The organism is Paraconexibacter sp. AEG42_29 (assembly GCF_040581415.1).
Taxonomy (GTDB): domain Bacteria; phylum Actinomycetota; class Thermoleophilia; order Solirubrobacterales; family Solirubrobacteraceae; genus Paraconexibacter.
The window spans coordinates 2,653,801-2,670,951 of the sequence record NZ_CP114014.1 but is presented as its reverse complement, the minus strand read 5'-3'; the positions used below and the strand labels follow the sequence as shown (position 1 = coordinate 2,670,951).

General features: G+C 72.6%; 20 protein-coding genes. 9 read left to right on the top strand and 11 right to left on the bottom strand.

Translation table 11 applies throughout. The annotated features are described in order from the left end of the window. Positions 1-13: 13 nt before the first annotated feature. Positions 14-931: a 2,3,4,5-tetrahydropyridine-2,6-dicarboxylate N-succinyltransferase gene (gene dapD / locus DSM112329_RS12905; protein ID WP_354702229.1), complete on the top strand. Its 918-nt coding sequence runs from the start codon at positions 14-16 to the stop codon at positions 929-931. Positions 932-998: 67 nt separating this feature from the next. Here the strand turns inward: dapD and DSM112329_RS12900 are convergent, their stop codons facing one another. Both DSM112329_RS12900 and dapE read right to left on the bottom strand, forming a co-directional pair. Beyond that, positions 999-2,171 carry an aminotransferase class I/II-fold pyridoxal phosphate-dependent enzyme gene (locus DSM112329_RS12900; protein ID WP_354702228.1) on the bottom strand — a complete coding sequence of 391 codons (1,173 nt, stop codon included), beginning with the start codon at positions 2,169-2,171 and terminating at the stop codon, positions 999-1,001. After that, complete coding sequence (dapE, locus tag DSM112329_RS12895) at positions 2,168-3,271, bottom strand: succinyl-diaminopimelate desuccinylase (RefSeq protein ID WP_354702227.1); 1,104 nt, start codon at positions 3,269-3,271, stop codon at positions 2,168-2,170. The genes DSM112329_RS12900 and dapE overlap by 4 nt, the downstream gene beginning before the upstream one ends. 67 nt (positions 3,272-3,338) lie before the next feature. On the opposite strand from dapE, the gene DSM112329_RS12890 reads away from it, so the two are divergent. Beyond that, positions 3,339-4,136: a DUF429 domain-containing protein gene (locus DSM112329_RS12890; RefSeq protein ID WP_354702226.1), complete on the top strand. Its 798-nt coding sequence runs from the start codon at positions 3,339-3,341 to the stop codon at positions 4,134-4,136. A gap of 43 nt (positions 4,137-4,179) precedes the next feature. Here the strand turns inward: DSM112329_RS12890 and DSM112329_RS12885 are convergent, their stop codons facing one another. Together DSM112329_RS12885 and DSM112329_RS12880 are read right to left on the bottom strand one after the other, a co-directional pair. Next, complete coding sequence (locus DSM112329_RS12885) at positions 4,180-5,220, bottom strand: ABC transporter substrate-binding protein (protein ID WP_354702225.1); 1,041 nt, start codon at positions 5,218-5,220, stop codon at positions 4,180-4,182. 25 nt (positions 5,221-5,245) lie between these two features. Continuing rightward, positions 5,246-5,593 (bottom strand): hypothetical protein, encoded by a 348-nt coding sequence (locus tag DSM112329_RS12880; protein ID WP_354702224.1) that lies wholly within the window; start codon positions 5,591-5,593, stop codon positions 5,246-5,248. A gap of 153 nt (positions 5,594-5,746) precedes the next feature. Here DSM112329_RS12880 and DSM112329_RS12875 point away from each other — a divergent pair, with 153 nt between their 5' ends. From DSM112329_RS12875 to DSM112329_RS12855, 5 genes are read left to right on the top strand one after another with little or no spacing between them, the layout of a single operon-like run. Continuing rightward, positions 5,747-6,379 carry a hypothetical protein gene (locus DSM112329_RS12875; RefSeq protein WP_354702223.1) on the top strand — a complete coding sequence of 211 codons (633 nt, stop codon included), beginning with the start codon at positions 5,747-5,749 and terminating at the stop codon, positions 6,377-6,379. 20 nt (positions 6,380-6,399) lie between these two features. After that, complete coding sequence (gene modA, locus DSM112329_RS12870) at positions 6,400-7,137, top strand: molybdate ABC transporter substrate-binding protein (RefSeq protein ID WP_354702222.1); 738 nt, start codon at positions 6,400-6,402, stop codon at positions 7,135-7,137. Positions 7,138-7,145: 8 nt separating this feature from the next. Beyond that, positions 7,146-7,982: an ABC transporter permease gene (locus DSM112329_RS12865; RefSeq protein WP_354702221.1), complete on the top strand. Its 837-nt coding sequence runs from the start codon at positions 7,146-7,148 to the stop codon at positions 7,980-7,982. Further along, entirely contained in the window at positions 7,919-8,986 is a 1,068-nt protein-coding gene (locus DSM112329_RS12860) for an ABC transporter ATP-binding protein (RefSeq protein ID WP_354702220.1), read from the top strand. The genes DSM112329_RS12865 and DSM112329_RS12860 overlap by 64 nt, the downstream gene beginning before the upstream one ends. After that, positions 8,983-9,375 (top strand): TOBE domain-containing protein, encoded by a 393-nt coding sequence (locus DSM112329_RS12855; RefSeq protein WP_354702219.1) that lies wholly within the window; start codon positions 8,983-8,985, stop codon positions 9,373-9,375. Before DSM112329_RS12860 ends, DSM112329_RS12855 begins: the two co-directional genes overlap by 4 nt. 74 nt (positions 9,376-9,449) lie before the next feature. Here DSM112329_RS12855 and DSM112329_RS12850 read toward each other — a convergent pair whose 3' ends face one another. Beyond that, entirely contained in the window at positions 9,450-9,827 is a 378-nt protein-coding gene (locus DSM112329_RS12850) for a hypothetical protein (protein WP_354702218.1), read from the bottom strand. Between the two features lie 127 nt (positions 9,828-9,954). Here DSM112329_RS12850 and hflX point away from each other — a divergent pair, with 127 nt between their 5' ends. Both hflX and dut read left to right on the top strand, forming a co-directional pair. Continuing rightward, a complete protein-coding gene (gene hflX, locus DSM112329_RS12845; protein ID WP_354702217.1) occupies positions 9,955-11,298 on the top strand; it encodes a GTPase HflX in 1,344 nt (447 codons plus the stop codon). Next, complete coding sequence (gene dut / locus DSM112329_RS12840; protein ID WP_354702216.1) at positions 11,295-11,777, top strand: dUTP diphosphatase; 483 nt, start codon at positions 11,295-11,297, stop codon at positions 11,775-11,777. The genes hflX and dut overlap by 4 nt, the downstream gene beginning before the upstream one ends. A 21-nt stretch (positions 11,778-11,798) precedes the next feature. Here the strand turns inward: dut and DSM112329_RS12835 are convergent, their stop codons facing one another. From DSM112329_RS12835 to DSM112329_RS12810, 6 genes are all read right to left on the bottom strand, one after another. Then, entirely contained in the window at positions 11,799-12,821 is a 1,023-nt protein-coding gene (locus DSM112329_RS12835) for a glycine betaine ABC transporter substrate-binding protein (RefSeq protein WP_354702215.1), read from the bottom strand. Between the two features lie 37 nt (positions 12,822-12,858). Next, positions 12,859-13,632, bottom strand: coding sequence for an ABC transporter permease (locus DSM112329_RS12830; protein WP_354702214.1), 774 nt, complete (start codon positions 13,630-13,632; stop codon positions 12,859-12,861). Further along, positions 13,629-14,330, bottom strand: a complete 702-nt coding sequence (locus tag DSM112329_RS12825) for an ABC transporter permease (RefSeq protein ID WP_354702213.1) — start codon at positions 14,328-14,330, stop codon at positions 13,629-13,631. Before DSM112329_RS12825 ends, DSM112329_RS12830 begins: the two co-directional genes overlap by 4 nt. Before the next feature lie 4 nt (positions 14,331-14,334). Continuing rightward, positions 14,335-15,531, bottom strand: coding sequence for an ABC transporter ATP-binding protein (locus DSM112329_RS12820; protein WP_354702212.1), 1,197 nt, complete (start codon positions 15,529-15,531; stop codon positions 14,335-14,337). Between the two features lie 102 nt (positions 15,532-15,633). Beyond that, the gene (locus DSM112329_RS12815) at positions 15,634-16,410 is read right to left on the bottom strand and encodes a glutamine amidotransferase (protein WP_354702211.1); all 777 of its coding nucleotides are present in this window, start codon (positions 16,408-16,410) and stop codon (positions 15,634-15,636) included. Further along, entirely contained in the window at positions 16,403-17,149 is a 747-nt protein-coding gene (locus tag DSM112329_RS12810) for a class I SAM-dependent methyltransferase (protein ID WP_354702210.1), read from the bottom strand. The genes DSM112329_RS12815 and DSM112329_RS12810 overlap by 8 nt, the downstream gene beginning before the upstream one ends. Positions 17,150-17,151 lie beyond the last annotated feature (2 nt).

Sequence of the window (17,151 nt, the reverse complement as noted above, 5' to 3'; positions counted from 1 at the left end):
AGCGTCCAGTCGCATGACGCGGATCGCCACTGCAGCCGGCCTGGCCACGATCGACGAGGTCACCGGCACCGTCCTGGACACCTGGTTCCCCGACCCGTCGCTCGACGCGTCCGAGGTCACCCCGATCGACGTCCTGGGCGACCCGGACCCGATTCGCGGCACCCGCACCGAGGCCGTGGTCGCGCGGATCGACCTCGACGCCGCGCCGCAGGACGTCCCCGACGCCTACCTGCGCCTGCACCTCCTGAGCCACCGGCTCGTCGCCCCGCACGGCCTGAACCTCGACGGGCTCTTCGGCGTCCTGACGAACGTCGCATGGACGTCGATCGGGCCGGTCCTGCCCGAGACGCTGCCCGCCGCCCGGCTGCGTGCCCGCGCCGCCGGGACACCGCTCCACGTCGCCGGGGTGGACAAGTTCCCGCGGATGGTCGACTACGTCGTCCCGACCGGCGTCCGGATCGCCGACGCCTCCCGCGTGCGCCTCGGCGCTCACCTGGCGGAGGGCACGACCGTGATGCACGAGGGCTTCGTGAACTTCAACGCCGGGACGCTCGGGGCGTCGATGGTCGAGGGCCGCATCAGCGCGGGGGTCGTCGTCGGCGACGGCAGCGACATCGGCGGCAGCGCGTCGATCATGGGGACGCTCTCCGGCGGCGGCAGCGAGGTCATCTCGATCGGCGCCGGCTGCCTGCTCGGCGCCAACAGCGGCGTCGGGATCTCCCTCGGGGACAACTGCGTCGTCGAGGCCGGGCTCTACGTCACCGCGGGCGCACCGGTCGGGTTGCCGGACGAGACCGTCGTCAAGGCCCGTGAGCTCTCCGGGCGCGACGGCCTGCTGTTCCGCCGCAACGCGCGGACGGGCGCGGTCGAGGTCGTCCCGAGGACGGGGACCTGGGGCGCGCTCAACGCGGCCCTGCACGCGAACGACTGACGCGCAGCGGGCCCGGCGTGACCGTCTGACGTCCAGTTCTGGTCGTCGGGACGGCCAAAGTTGGACGTCAGACGGGCGGGGGCGCGGTCCACGCCCGCAGACGGGCCGCCGCTGCCGCGCACGCCTCGAGCGTCGGGACGAGCGCCACGCGGACGTAGCCCTCACCTGCGGGGCCGAAGTACGCGCCCGGCGCGACCACGAGCCCCTCGTCCAGCAGCGCCAGCGCGAACGCCTCGCTCGACGTCCAGCCCTCCGGCAGCGAGAGCCACAGGAAGAAGGTCGCGTCCCCGCCGGCGGGCTTCAGGCCGATGTCCTCCAGCGCCGGCAGCAGCGCGGCGCGCTTGGACCGGTAGACCTCACGGACCGCGGTGACGTGGTCCTCCTCGGCCCAGGCGGCGGCCGCGGCGCGCTGGACGAACTCCTGCGGGGCGACGCCGACATTCGGGCGGTACCGCTTCAGCGCGCCGACCAGCCGCGGGTCGCCCGCCGCGAAGCCCGACCGTATGCCCGGCATCGACGAGCGCTTGGAGAGCGTGTTGATCGCTAGGACGTTCGTCAGATCGGCGACCTGCAGGGCGCTGGCCGGCAGCTCGTCCGTGAACGACAGCTCGCTGTAGGCCTCGTCGCTGGCGACCGCGAACCCCCGTTCACGCCCCAGCGCCGCCGCGCGCTCGTAGAACGCGAGGTCCGCCGTGGCGGCGGTCGGGTTGTTCGGGTAGTTCAGCCACAGCAGGGCCAGGTCGTCCGGCAGGCTGTCCAGGTCGGGCAGGAACGCCCGCTCGGCCGTCAGCGGCAGCTCGTGGACCCGCTGGCCCGCGAACAGCGCACCGCGCTCGGCGACGGGATAGCCCGGGGTCGTCACCGCGACGGCACCCGGACCGATCACCTGCGCCAGGCTGAAGATGACCTCCTTCGCGCCGAGGCTCGGGACGACCTGCGTCGCGGGGTCCAGCGCGACGCCGAAGCGCCGCCCGGCCCATGCGGCGATCGCGGACCGCAGCTCCGGCAGGCCCGCGGCCACGGGGTAGGGCGACTGCGGCGTGATCGCGGCCGCCAGCGCCTCGCGGATGAACAGCGGCGTGGGCTCGCGCGGCTCGCCGATGCCGAAGTCGATGACGTCGACGCCCTTCTCCCGCAGCGCGCGAGCGGCGTCCGTGAGCCGCGTGAACGGGTAGACCCTCAGGCCTTCCAGCACCGGGTTCAGCGGGACCGCGACCGCGCCCGACGCCGGGCCGCTCACGCCGTCAGGAACGCGTCGAGGGTGCGGGCGCACTGCACCAGGGCGGCGACGGCGATCTGCTCGTCCCGCTGGTGGGCGAAGCGCGGCGCGCCCGGGCCGAAGTTGACCGCGCTGATCCCCTGGCCGGTGAACTCGGCGACCGGGGTCCACGCCTGCTTGGGCGCCACCGGCAGGTCGCCGCACGCGATCAGCCGCTGCACCAGGGGGTCCGCCGTGCAGACCGCGCCGGACGGGGCGTTGGACGTGATCTCGAGCGTCTCGCCGTCACCGCCGCACAGCTCGCGCAGCAGCGCCTCGGCCGCCTCCGGGGTCGTCCCCGGGGCGTATCGCTGGTTCACGTGCGCGTCGACGCGGTCCGGGATGACGTTCTGCGCGATGCCGCCGCTGATCTGCGTGACCGACACGACGGAGGTGAACGTGAGGCCGTCGAACACGTGCTCCTCGGGCGTGACCGCGGCGTTCAGGCGGGCGATGCCGGCCGCCGCCCGGTCGATCGCGTTGTCCGCCTGCCACGGCCGGGCCGAATGCCCCGAGCGGCCGTGGAAGGACCACGTCGCGTTGACGTTGCCCAGGCAGCCGGCGTGGATCGTGTTGTCCGTCGGCTCCATCATCAGCACCAGGTCGGCCGCGCGCAGGCCGGGCTCACGGCCCAGCAAGGGGGTCAGCGCCGACTCCGCGACGGCGAGCTCCTCGCGACCGAACAGGCACAGCCCCAACCGGGCGGTGAGCGCGTCGGCCCGGCCCGGCTCCGCCGCGGCGAGCGCGACCTCCATCGCGACGGCGACGGCACCCAGCATGTCGGCGGCGCCCAGCCCGTACACGTGGTCCGCATCGCGGCTGCCCGGGATGTTGCCCTGCCCCGGGACGGTGTCGAAGTGGCCGCCGAGGACCACGAGCGGCCCGGACGGCGGGCCGAGGTCGTCCGTCACCACACAGGTGTCGCCGGCGTCACGCGCCGGGACGCCGCCGGCCCGCAGGACCTGCAGGGCGTGGGCGGCGATCACGTCCTCGCTGCGCGACTCCGACGGGATGTCGATCAGCTCCAGCGTCCGGGCCGCCAGCCGCTCGCCGAGTTCCGCGTCGCTGAGGTGCTCGAACACCCGGCTCAGGCTATACAAGCGCCGCTGCGGGCCCACGCCCGCCGACGGGCACTATCGTCCCGTCGGCATGCGGTACTGCGGCATAGATGTCTCGGCCCGCCCGGGCAACCAGCAGCTGGTCACGCTCCACCGCAGGCGGGGCGCCGACGGCGACCAGGAGCTCGTCGCCACGTTCTACGAGCCCGGCGACCCCGAGGCCATCGCCCGCACCGTCCTGGGCTTCGGCGGGGAGGCGGTGGTCGCCGTCGACGCCCCGAGCGGCCCGCGGCTGGACCTCCTGGCCCCGGGCCGTGCGCTGCGTGCACAGCTCGAGCTGCCGGAGGGCCGCTATGAGCGCCATCGGGTCTGCGACGCCGTGCTCTTCCGGCGTTCGCTGCCGCTGTACCCCGTCCCCGCCGTCGGCCAGCAGCTGACGGCCTGGGAGCGCTGGATCGAGGTCGGCTTCCGGATCTTCGAGCTACTGGCGCCGCTGGGCCTGTACCGGCCGGAGCGCGCGCCGGACGTCGTCATGGCACCGGTGGGGGACGGGGCGCTGCGCTTCGGTCGGCTCGCCGAGACCTACCCCGACGCCATCTTCTGCTCGCTGCTGGGCCATCGACCGTCCCCCAAGCGGACGCCGTGGGGCCTGCAGCAGCGCATCGCCGCGCTGAAGCTGCGCGGGGTCGTGGACGCCGACGGCGGCCTCTGGCACCGCACCCTGGACGAGCTCGACGCCTGCGCCGCTGCCTACGCCGCGTACGCCATGGCCAACGGCCTGGGCTCCTGGGTCGGCGACCCACGGGAGGGCGTGATCGTCCTCCCGGTCCCCGAGCTCGAGGACAAGTACCAGAAGCTGCCGCCGCCGGGCCGGCACCCGCTCGTCTGAACGCACGCCGGGTCGAGCGGGCGGGCGGACCGCTCGCGCGCGGTCAGCGCGAGGTGTCGATGATCCTCCGCGGCGCCTTGCCCGCGAGCGCGGCCGAGAGCTGGTCCGGCAGGCGCTCGAGGACGTAGGGCAGGCTCAGCGGGCTGATGAAGTAGATCGCGCCGGCGAGAGTGCCGTCGGTGTACACGGACCGGTTCTCGGCGACGGCCTCGAGGGTTTTGAAGGTGGGGACCTTCAGCAGCGCCCTGATGTCCTTCGGCGCCTCGGTGGCGAAGAGGATCGCGTCCGCCTCCAGGACGTCGAGCTTCTCGGCGGAGATCCCGGCCTGCTCGCCGGGCTTGGCCAACGGCCCGATCTTCGGGTTGACCTTCAGCCCCAGGTAGGTGAGGAACTCGGTGTTCAGGCCGGCGGGATAGACGTAGATCAGGCCGCCGTAGAAGCCGTTCTGGCTGAACGTGACGGTCTTGCCCGCGAACTCGGGGTGCTCGGCGGCGACCTTCGCGTAGCCGGCCTTCACGTCGGCCACGAGCTGGCGCCCCTCCGCCTCCTTGCCCAGTGCCCGCGCCACCTGCACGGTCTGGCGGTCCCAGCGGTCGAAGTACTCGGTGCTGCCCTTCTCCGAGGTGATCGTCGGGGCGATCGCCGACAGCTTCTCGTAGTCGGCGCGCTTCATCCCGGCGTTGGTGCCGATGATGAGGTCGGGCCGCAGGGAGGCGATCTTCTCGAACTCGAACCCGTCCTTGTTCGACAGGACCGTCGGCTTCGCGTCGCCGAGCGCGGCCTGGGCCCACGGCCAGACGGCGTACGGCTGCTCGCCATACCACTCGGTGGTGGCGATCGGCTTGAAGCCGAGCGCGAGGACCGTGTCCTGCTCGGTGAGCCCGACCACCGCGATGCGCTGCGGCGTCTTCGGGACGGTGGTCGACCCGAACTGGTGCTCGACGGTCACGGGGAAGGCCGACGCGGCCTTGGCGGCGGTGCTCGTGGAGGCCGCCGGCGTGGTGGCGTCCCCGTCGTCGTCCGAGCCGCAGGCCGAGACGGCGAAGGCGGCGATCAACAACAGGAGAAAGAGGCGTAGGCGCATTATAAGGCCTACCTTACAACGCGCGTCAGCGTGGCGTTGCCCGTTTCAGCAGGCTGACCGGAGTCAGCCGGACGACATACGGGAAGTCGCCGAAGCCGACGTTGATCCACAGCCGGCCATCGAGGCGGACGACGCCGCCGCCCGTCCGCGCGGCGCCGCGCACGAGCTGCACCACGCCGGCACCGGTCTCCTGGTCCGCCGCGGGGGCGGCGACCACCACGAACGTGGTCTGGTCCGCGAAGGTCTGCGACGCGTCATCGGGGTCGACCTGCTCGAACTGCACCCGGTAGCGGCCCCTGAGGACGTACGGGCCGTGAGCCCGCGGGGCACCCTCGCCCGTCACCAGCACCTCGCCGGGACGCTTCGGCCCCACGGCCAGGGCCGCTGCGCGCGCGGCGTTCCGCGGGGGCGGGCCGCTGGCCGACTGGGCGGCCGGCGAGGAGTCGTGGCGTTCGCCGCAGCCGGCAGCCGCCAGTCCGCAGACCGTAAGGAGGACCGCACAGGCGGTCCGATATGTTCTTAGGCAATGCCTATGCATGAAGGTGGTGTTCAGACGTTCGGCCGCGCGGCGTTCCTGCGGGCCGGCATGGTCGGTGCCGCCACGGTAGCGGGGACGGCGCTCGTCGCTCCATCCGCCCGTGCGGGGCTGCCGGCCCCCGTGCCTGTGGACGACGACGTCGGGTACCTCCAGTTCACGGCGACCGGCGAGCTGGTCGCCGTCAGCCTCGGGACGACGCTGCTGCAGGCCCCGGGCTTCACCGCCGCTCAGCGGCAGCGCCTGCAGGCCCTCCGGGCGGGCAGCAAGCGCCACCTCGCGCGCCTGTCCCTCGTCCTCGGTGCGGACGCGCCGCAGTTCGGGGACTTCGACCTGCAGGTGCCGGCGCCGCCTGGCGGCACGCCGAAGGCGCGCCTGGCGACCTCGCTCGACCTCGCGGGCCTGCTGGCCGGCGTCTACCTGGCCGCGGTCAGCGACACGGTGGACGCCGCGACCCGTGGCCTCCACGGCCGGCTGCTGTGGTCGCAGGCCCAGCAGGTGTCGACGCTCCGTGTCCTGAGCGGATTGCCTTCCGTCGCGGGCGGACTGCCCGTCCCCATCCCGCTCGAGGCCGCCGTGCCCCGCCTCGACGCCTACCTCGCCGACGCCGAGCCGCCCGTCTGAGGCTCTTAGGAGATCCTTCCGTGACCCGCCCGAACGTCCTCAGCCTCGTCGCCGCCGTGGTCGCCGCCGTCCTCGGCGTCCCGGCCAGCGCCTCGGCCTACAACGTCTACGCGGCCGCCTCGCTCAGCACCGCGTTTCCGGAGATCAGCGGCAGCCCGAGGTACAGCTTCGCCGGGTCCAACACGCTGCAGGCGCAGATCGAGCGCGGTGCCCCCGCGGACGTCTTCGCCTCGGCGTCCCCGACCGAGGCCCAGACGCTGTTCGCCGGCGGGCGCTGCGCCCGCCCGGTCACGTTCGCCACGAACGTCCTCGTGATGATCGTCCCGAACGGCAACCCCGGGAAGATCAGGTCGGTCTACTCGCTGCGCGGCGGCGGCAAGCGCGTGGCGGTGGGCACCGCAGGCGTCCCGGTCGGCGCCTACACCCGCAAGCTGCTCGCCCGGCTGCGGCTGTCCTCGGTGCTGCGCAACAACACCGTCAGCCAGGAGACGAACGTGAACTCGGTGACCGCGAAGGTCGCGCTGGGGTCGGCGGACGTCGGGTTCGTCTACCGCACCGACGGCCGCGCGGCCGCGGACCGCACCCGGACGATCCAGCTCCCGCGCTACGCGCAGCCGCCGGTCCGCTACCAGATGTGCGCGGTCAGGCGGGACGGGGCAGAGACCCGGACGGCCAACTCGTTCATCCGCCAGGTGACGTCCAAGGCCGGGCGCGCGGTCCTGCGGCGCTACGGCTTCGGCCTGCCCCCGAAGGGCTGAGCGGCGGCGTGCGCCGGGTCCGCGGGTTCGTCGCCCTGCAGGCGCTGGCGCTCGGCGTGCTGCTGACGTTCCTCGCGCTGCCGCTGGTGGCGCTGTTCACCGAGACGCCGCTGGCGGACGTCCCGGGACTCCTGGGCACCGAGACGGTCCGCGACGCCCTCGTCGTGACGATCCGGGCGAACGCGATCGCGAACGTCCTGATCCTCGCGCTCGGCACCCCCGCGGCCTGGTTCCTCGCGACGCGCCGGTTCCGCGGCCGGGCGCTGGTGGTGACGCTCGTGGAGCTGCCGCTGGTGTTGCCACCGGCGGTCGCGGGGATCGGCCTGCTGGCCGCGTTCGGAGCCGGCGGGCTCCTCGGCGGGGGACTGCAGGACGCGGGACTCGTGCTGCCGTTCTCGGAGTGGGCCGTCGTGCTGGCGATCACGTTCGTCGCCTCGCCGTTCTACCTGCGGCAGGCTATCGCCGCGTTCGAGGCGGTCGACCCGACGCTGACCGACGCCGCCCGGACCCTCGGCGCCTCCCCGGCCCGGACGTTCGCGCGGGTGGCGCTGCCCCTCGCCGCGGGTGGGCTGGCCGCCGGCTGGGTGCTGGCGTTCGCGCGCGGCGTCGGCGAGTTCGGGGCGACGATCGTCTTCGCGGGCAACGTCCATGGCGAGACGCAGACGCTGACCCTGGCGGTCTACGAGACGCTCGACACCGACTTCGACGTCGCGCTCTCGATCAGCGTCCTGCTCGTCGTGCTGAGCGCCGGCACGCTCCTGTCGTACAAACTGCTGTCCCAATGGCGCAGCTCGACCTCCACCTCTGCGCCCGCCTTCGGTCGTTCACCCTCGATGTCGCGCTGACCGTCGGCGCCGAGACGCTGGCGCTCGTGGGGCCGTCCGGGGCGGGCAAGACCACCGTCCTACGGGCGCTGGCGGGGCTGCGGACCGCCGACGCCGGACACGTGAGGCTGGGGGAGGCGGTGTGGTTCGACGCTGCCGCCCGCGTCGACTTGCCTCCGGAGCAGCGCTCGGTCGGGCTCGTGTTCCAGGAGTACGCGCTGTTCCCCCACATGACGGTGGCCGCCAACGTCGCCTTCGCCCGCGGCGCCGCGCCGGTGCCGCTGCTCGAGCGCTTCGGCATCGCGCACCTGGCCGGCGCGAAGCCCGCGGGCCTCTCGGGCGGCGAGCGCCAGCGGGTCGCGCTGGCCCGGGCGCTGGCCCGGGAGCCGGCCGTCCTGCTGCTCGACGAGCCGCTCGCCGCGCTGGACACCCACACGCGAAGCGCCGTCCGGGACGAGCTGGACGAGCTGCTCGGCGGGCTCGCGATCCCGACGGTGCTCGTCACGCACGACTTCCGCGACGCCGCGGTGCTCGCCGACCGGGTCGCCGTCATCGTCGACGGGCGCATCCGCCAGGTCGGCAGCCCGGCCGAGCTGCTCGCCGACCCGGCTGACGCGTTCGTCGCGAGCTTCACCGGTGCGACGGTCGTCACCGGGCACGCGACGCCGGACGGGCGGGGCGGCGCCCGGATCGCGCTGGACCAGGGCGGCTGGCTGGCCAGCGACCGGCCGGCCAGCGGCGCGGTCAGCGTCGCGGTCCATCCGTGGGAGGTCCTGCTGGACGCCGCACCGCCGGCGGGCGACGCGCCGCGGGTCACGGGAATCGCCGGCCGGGTGGTGCCCGAGGGCGGGCGGGTGCGGGTGCGCGTCGGGTGCCTGATCGCCGAGCTCCCCGCCGACGCACTGGCGGAGCTGCGCGCCGCCCAGCCCGAAGCGGCGCTCCACGCCACCGTCCCGCCGCAGTCCGTGCGCGTGTTCCCGCGTCGCCAGGACGACCTGCAGCCGGAAGTAGGGTTGACGCCATGAGCCAGGTGCCCGACGCGTCCGGGGTCCAGATCGGCGCCGCTGCCCAGGCGCTCGGCGTGAGCGTCGACACGCTGCGCCGGTGGGAGCGGGACGGCCGCATCACCTTCGACCGTGTGGGCAACCGGCGCTCGCTGCCCGCGGCGGAGCTCGCGCGGTTGCTGCGCGAGCGCGGGACGAACACGCGCTCGAGCGCGCGCAACCGCCTGACGGGCGTCGTCGTCGCGGTGCAGCGGGACGGCGTGATGGCGCAGGTGGACCTCGCGTGCGGCCCGTTCCGGATCGTGTCGCTGATGAGCCGCGAGGCGGTCGACGAGCTCGATCTAAAGCCGGGCGACACAGCGACGGCGTCGGTCAAGGCGACCACGGTGGTGGTCGAGCGCAGCGGCTGACACTCCGGCGGGTGGCGGTGAGCGTCGACGAGATCAATTGCGCAGCGACTCGCCGGTCGACTCACGCCTCGCGGTTACGACGAGCTCGCAATGCGGTTTGCGCGTTCGTAGACCCCGCGCAGCTCGACCAGCGCCTCAGGATCGACTTGGCCGAAGAGCAAGTCGAACGCGTATGGATCCAAGACGGCGGTGTCCAGACGGACCCGCGAGTAGCCGCGGCAAACCGGCTGATAGCGGTACGCATCCCCGACGTCGTCCAAGAACAGGTATTCGCGGCTGCTGCAGTGCTTGTAGGCGTGAACCACGACGCCACCCGGGATCGCGGTGGCGTACATGTACATGAAGTCGCCGGCGAGACGCTCGCCAAGGAGACCGACCAGCGGCCCCCAGACGACGTCGTCGGCGTGGAAGGCTTCGCCGCGGAGGCAGCGTCGAGCAGATGTACTTGGCATGACTCAAGCGTCCCGGCCGCTCCTGCGACGGGACAAGGGCGCACCAGCGTCGGCTTCGCGCCGAGAGGCACGCCGCGGTCCGCGATTCCGCGGAATCGCCCGTGCCCGCCCGCACTAGACTTGAACGGTGCCGAACCGAAGCCGCCAAGGGCGGACCGAGCAGACCCGCAGCCATGGAGCTGGAGCCGCCGATCACGTCGCGCGCGCGAAGCAGCGCGCGTTCTGCATCGGGGTGCTCGAGAGCGGCGACGACGGTGACGAGCTGGCGGAGCTGAAGGAGCTGCTGCGGACCGCGGGCGTCGCGGTCGTCGGGCAGGAGCTCCAGAACCGGGAGCAGGTCCACCCGAACACGTACGTCGGCCCCGGCAAGCTCGAGGAGATCAAGGAGCTCGCGAAGGCGGCCGACGCGAACTTCGTCGCCGTCGACGACGAGCTGTCCCCGCGGCAGGAGCGCAACATGGAAGGCGTGCTGGGCATGCCGGTCGTCGACCGCACCGCGACGATCCTGGACATCTTCGCCGCGCACGCGCACAGCGCCGAGGGCAAGCTCCAGGTCGAGCTCGCCCAGCTGCAGTACAACATGGCCCGCATGCGGGGTCTGTGGACCCACCTCGAGCGCCTGGGCGGCGTGTCGAGCGGCGGGTTCGCGACACGCGGACCCGGCGAGTCGCAGATCGAGACCGACCGCCGCCTGGCCCGCAACCGCATCTCTGCGCTCAAGGCACGCCTGGAGGAGGTCAAGGGGACGCGAGCGACGATGCGCGCCGAGCGCGAGCGCGCGCACCTGCCGCAGATCGCGCTCGCCGGCTACACGAACGCCGGCAAGTCGACGCTCCTGAACCAGCTCACCGGCGCCGAGGTCGGCGTCCGCGACCGGCTGTTCCACACGCTCGACCCGACCACCCGCACGTGGCGCCTGCTCGGCCGGACCTACCTGGTCACCGACACCGTCGGATTCATCCGCAAGCTTCCCCACCAGCTGGTGCAGGCGTTCGGCGCCACGCTCGAGGAGACGCGCCGCGCGGACCTGATCCTGCACGTCGTCGACGCGTCCGCCGAGGACGAGGACCGCGAGGAGATGATGCGCGCGGTCGACGAGGTCCTGGAGGAGATCGGCGCCGGCGACCGGCCGCGGCTGCTGGTCCTGAACAAGATGGATGCGCTCGAGCCCGACGCCCAGGAGGTCCTGCAGCGCCGCTTCCCCGACGCCGTGATGCTCAGTGCCGCGACCGGTGAGGGCATCGAGTCGTTCGGCGAGCGCATCGCCGAGGAGTTCGAGCGCCGGCTGCAGGACATCGAGCTGCTGCTGCCCTTCCAGGAGGGCGCCCGCCTGGCCGAGCTCCACGACATCGTCGGCGACCTCGAGCGCGAGGACACGCCCGACGGCGTCCGCGTGAAGGCGCGTGTCCCGCAGGGCGTCGCCGAGCGCTACGGCCGCTTCGTCGTGGCGGACAGCGCCCCGGCCACATGACCGACGCCGAGGCCGCCGGCGCAGGGGGCGCCGCGGCCGTCCCCGCCGACGAGCTCCGGATCCAGCGGCTGGACCCGCGGGCGACGCTCCCGGAGCGCGCCCACCCGGGCGACGCGGGCCTCGACCTGTGCGCGCTGGACGGAGGGACGCTTGGCCCGGGTGCACGGGAGCTCGTCCCGACCGGCCTGGCGATCGCGCTGCCGGCCGGCCACGCCGCGCTCGTCGTCCCGCGCAGCGGGCTCGCCGCCCGGCACGGCGTCACGCTCGTCAACACACCCGGCCTGATCGACGAGGGCTACCGCGGCGAGCTGCGGGTGCTGCTGCTGAACAGCGACCGCGAGGCCACGTTCGACTGGTCTGCGGGCGACCGCATCGCGCAGCTCGTGCTGATCGCGGTCGCTGCGCCGCCGGTCGTCGAGGCGGACAGCCTCGACGACACGCAGCGCGGCTCCGGCGGCTTCGGCTCCAGCGGACGCTGAAGCCGAAGACCGCCGGCGTCCTCACTTGATGTAGCCCGACTCCGTCAGGTAGGCCTTCGCGACCGCTTCCGGCTTCTGCTTGTCGAGGTCGACGCGGGAGTTGAGCTCCTGCATGACCGGCGTCGTCAGGCCTTCCTGGACCTGGTCGATGACCTTCTCGAAGTCCGGGCCGGCCGCCTGCAGCGACGAGTCACGGACCAGGAACGACACGTTGTACGGCGGCAGGAACTTCTTGTCGTCCTCCAGCAGGACCTCCTTGTTGGCCGCGATCGCGCCGTCGGTCGTGAAGACGACGGACACGTCGGCCTGGCCGTTGCTCAGCACCTCGTGGCGCTTGGAGAGGTCCACCGGCAGGTACTTCTTGAACTTCGCGCCGTAGGACTCCTCGATGCCGAGCTTGCAGTCGAGCCGCGAGCGGCACTCGGGCGAGCCGGACAGGGTCAGCGTGTTGAACTTCGGCGCGAGCTCGGAGATCGTCTTCGGGCTGCCGGCCTTCTTCCACGACGCCTGCGACATCGCGAAGCCGTTGGAGTCGGTGAACGGGGTCAGCGGCAGCGCGGTGACCTTCGCCTTGGCGAACTCGGTCTTCGCGTCCGTGAAGGCCGCCTCGGGCTCCTTGGGGACGTCCTCGCTCTTGACCTTGAAGAAGTTCGTGAGCGCCGTGCCGACGTACTCCGGGTACGCGTCGACCTGGCCGCCCTTCAGCGCCTTGTAGGCGATCTGCTCGGAGCCGAGGTTCAGCTGCTTCTTGACCTTGTAGCCGGCCGCCTGCAGCGCCTGCGCGTAGATCTCGCCGAGGATGAACTGCTCGGTGAAGTTCTTCGAGCCGATGGTCAGCTGCGGCGTCGACCCGTTCTCCGGGTTGTTGACGATCAGCTTGGGATCGGCGGCGGGGGCGGCGGACGTCGACGCGGTGGACGCCGTGGTGCCGGCCGCGGCCGGGGTGGACGTGGAGGCGCTGTCGTTGTCGTCCGAGCCGCACGCGGCAAGGGTGGTGACGACTGCGACGGTACTCAGGACCGACAGGATGCTGCGATGCCTCATGGCTGTGCCTCGTTGTGTCTCGGGATATTCAAGATGGTCAGGTGGGGGAGTCGGCGACGCGCGCCAGCCGGGGCGACGCGAGCCGGTCGCGCAGGCCGCGCCGCGGCGGCCGCAGGGCCGCAGGGGTGACGGCGCGCTGGAGCAGCGCGAACAGGATCTCCGCGACGACGGCCAGGCCGGCGACCAGGATCGCCGTCCCGATGCGCCCCGCCTCGCCGTAGACGGACGCGTTGATGATCGGGTCGCCGAGCGTCAGGACCCCGGCGAAGGGGCCGAGCGTCGCGGTGGCGATCACGTTCACGACCGACGTGCGGATGCCGCCGAAGACCAGGGGCAGGGCGAGCGGCAGCTCGACCTTGCGGACCACCTGCACGCCTGACAGCCCCATGCCGCTGGCGGCGTCGACGACGTCCTCGTCCACCTGGCGCACGCCGACGTAGGTGTTGGTGAAGATCGGCGGGATGGCCAGCAGCGTCATCGCGAAGACGAGGTTCTTCAGCTCGAGGCCCAGGTAGCTGCTGAAGAACAGGACGAGCGCGATCGCCGGGACCGACCGGCCGACGTTCGAGATCGACGACGCCAGGAACGACCCGCGGCGCGTGTGGCCGAGGAACAGGCCGAGCGGCACCGCGATGAGGATCGCGAACAGCATCGAGAGCCCGACGACCTCGAGGTGCTTCCACAGCAGCGGCAGGTTCTCCGAGCCGCCGACCTGCACGCCGCCGGCGACCGACTCGCGCTGGTGGAAGAGGAAGTCCAGGCCGTCAGAGAAGTCGGAGAAGACCGACGCGATGGCAAGTCCGCTGGTCATGACGATGTCGCCCTCCGCCAGGGCAGCGCGGTGCGCTCGCCGAAGAGGATCAGCAGGTCGAGCACGGCGGCGAGCAGGATGCAGAGCACGCTCGCGGTGACGATGTTCGACTTGAAGTTCTGCGCCTCGATGATCTTCTGGCCCAGCCCGCCGGCGCCGGCCACGAACGCGAGCGCCGCCAAGCCGACGGTGGTGGTCGTCGCGACGCGGACCCCGGCGACGATCTCGGGGATCGCGAGCGGCAGCTCGACCCGCCACAGCCGCTGGCGGTCGGTCATGCCCATGCCGCTGGCAGCGTCCTTCGCCGCCTCCGGCACGTTGTCGAGCCCGGCCATGATGTTGCGGAAGATGACGAGCAGGTTGTACGACGTCAGCGCGACGACGCCCGTCACGAAGCCGAAGCCGGTGATCGGCAGCAGGATCGCGAACAGCGCCAGGCTGGGGATCGTGTACATGACGCCGGTGACGCCGGTGATCGGCCCGGTGAGCCAGCGCCGACGGTGCGCGAGCAGCGCCAGGGCGAACGCGATCGCGAACCCGGCCACGACGCTCGCCACGGTGAGCTCGAGGTGGCGCAGCAGCGGGCTCATGTAGTCGCCGATGTGGTCCCGGATCCAGTCCGGGCAGAAGCCGTCCCTGGCCACGCAGCTGGTGTCGTTCGTGCGGTCGCGGATGACGACCTGGGACAGCGTCAGCACGGGATCAGGCCAGCCGTTCCGCGGGGGCCGGGGCCTCGTCGATGTGGCCGGCGGTCTGGTGTGTCAGGAACTCCGAGATCACCTCGACCGACAGGACACCGGCCACACGGCCGCCGTGGTCGGTGACGACGCCGAACATGACCTGGCCCTGCAGCAGGTCCGCGAGCGCGTCGCGGAGGATGTCGTCGAGCTCGACCATCGTCACGCGGCCGTCGTGGTGGACGACGCGGTCGCCGGTGAGGTCGGTGTCGCCGAGCCAGGAGACCGGGCGGCCGTCGTCGTCGACGAGCAGCGCGTGCCGGATGGGGGAGGCCATCGCGCGCTCGCGGGCCTCGGCCATCGGGTCGCCGACCCGGACGGTGGGGGCGTCCCACAGCTCGATGTCCCTGACCCGCTGCAGCGCGAGCCGCTTCAGCGCACGGTCGGCGCCGACGAAGTCCTCGACGAACGCATCGGCGGGGGCCATCAGCAGCTCCGCGGGGGTCGCGTACTGGGCGAGGATGCCGCCCTTGCGCAGGACCGCGATACGGTCGCCCATCTTGATCGCCTCGTCGATGTCGTGCGTGACGAAGACGATGGTCTTGCGAATCTCACCCTGAAGGCGCAGGAACTCGTTCTGCAGGCGCTCGCGGTTGATCGGGTCGATCGCGCCGAACGGCTCGTCCATCAGCATCAGCGGCGGGTCGGCCGCGAGGGCACGGGCGACGCCGACGCGCTGGCGCTGACCGCCGGAGAGCTGGCCGGGGTAGCGGCGGGCCATCGCGGCCTCGAGCCCGATGAGGTCCATGAGCTCGTCGACCCGGGCGACGATGCGCTTCTTCTCCCAGCCGAGCAGCTTCGGGACGGTCGCGATGTTCTCGGCGATCGTCTGGTGCGGGAACAGGCCGATCTGCTGGATCGCGTAGCCGATCTCGCGCCGCAGCTCGCTCGGCTTGCGGTCGATGATCGACACGCCGTTGACGAGGATGTCGCCGGAGGTCGGCTCGATCATGCGGTTGACCAGCCGCATCGCGGTGGTCTTGCCGCAGCCGGAAGGACCGACCAGCACGCAGATCTCGCCGGCGGCGACCTCGAGGCTGAGGTTGTCGATCGCGGCCTCATCGGCCCCGGGGTAGCGCTTCGTGATGCCACGGAGCTCGAGGGTGGCGGCCTGGCGGTTCGCCGATGTCCCCTCGTTGTGGGCGGTGTCGTCAGATGTCACAGAAGAAGGGTCTCCGGCTGGGAGGAGCGTCCGGGAAGGACGTGCGAGAACCCTATACCCGAGTCAGGCGGTGGAAATGCCGCGATGTGCGCGGAAGCGCGCTCAGAGGCCCGCGGCGGCGCGTGCGGACGCGTGGGCGGCGTCCTCCATCGCGTCGTCCAGCGGCGCCAGCGGGCGATCCAGACCGAGCGCGCGGTGCGTCAGCCAGTCGGCCAGCCAGGCGTTCTTCGGCAGCAGCGGACCGTGGATGTATGTGCCGACGACGTTGCCGCTGCGGGCGCCCTCGGCGCCGCTGTCGCCCGTGTTTCCGCGGCCGGCGAGGACCCGTCCGAGGGACCCCTGACCGGCGGCGAGGTGTGTCCGGCCGCCGTGGTTCTCGAAGCCGGCGATGGTCCGCGCTCCGTCCAGATCCGGGAGCGTGACCTCGATCGCGACGTTGCCGATCAGCCGCGGGCCCTCGTGGCGGACGGTCTTCAGGTCCAGCAGGCCCACGCCCGGCAGGACGTCGTCCCCGAGCTCGTAGGAGTGCCCGAGCAGCTGGTAGCCGCCGCAGACCCCCAGGACCACGGCACCGCGCGCCGCGGCGGCGTGCAGCGCCTCGCGCTTGGTGTCGACGAGGTCCTGCGCGCACAGGGCCTGATCGCGGTCCTGGCCGCCGCCCATGTAGAAGAGGTCGTGCGCGTCCGGGTCGACCGCCTCGCCCAGCCCCGCCCCGGTGAGGACGAAGCCCATGCCGCGCCAGGCGCAGCGCCGCTCGAGCAGCAGCAGGTTGCCGCGGTCGGCGTAGATGTTCATCAGGTCCGGGTAGAGCGCGCAGACGCGCAGCGTGTGCTCCGGGCGGCCGTCCCGCGGCTCGGACACGATCAGCGTCTCAGGCACGGAGCATCGCCACCGACGATCCGACGTACTCGTCGGTCTGGGGGATCTGCCGGGGCGGAAGGGCCGTGAAGCCGAGCGCCGCGCCCTCCGCCGTGAACTGCGCCGCCGTGACGCGGTCCAGGTGCAGGATGTCGCCGCTGACCGTCCGCCGGCCGGCCGTGTCGACGGTCTCGCGGATCCGCTCGATCGAGACGGTGCGCTCGTGCTCGCGGACGGCGACGGGCCGCGAGCAGTAGACCACGCCGCCGACCTCCCGCATGTCCGGCAGGGGTGGCTCGCTGTGGTCCTCGTCGAAGGCCTCCAGCGCGTCGGCGAGCGCCGCGGCCACGATGCCGCCCGGGTTCAGGTGGCGCCGGGCAGCGGCGAGGAACGCGGCGCGGGCGGACTCGCCGCCCAGGAGCTGAAGCGTTTGCATCGGGATGAGGATGGTGTCGAACCGGGCCTCGCCGGCGTCGAACGTGCGGGCGTCGGCGGCCAGGGTGGGGACGACGAGGTCCAGACCCCTCGCGCGGCGCCGCAGCTCGGCCAGCAGCGGCTCGTGCAGGTCCAGGGCGGTGACCTGTGCCCCTCGCGCTGCGAGGTGCAGTGCGACGCGGCCGGTCCCGGCCCCGACGTCGAGGACGGTCCCGCGGCCGGCGAGCTCCTGCCACAGCGAGAGGTCGACGTCGTAGCTGCCGCACTCGATCTCGTGCCAGATGACGAGCAGCTCGTCGGGGGTGGGGGCGGTGGTGGACGACATGA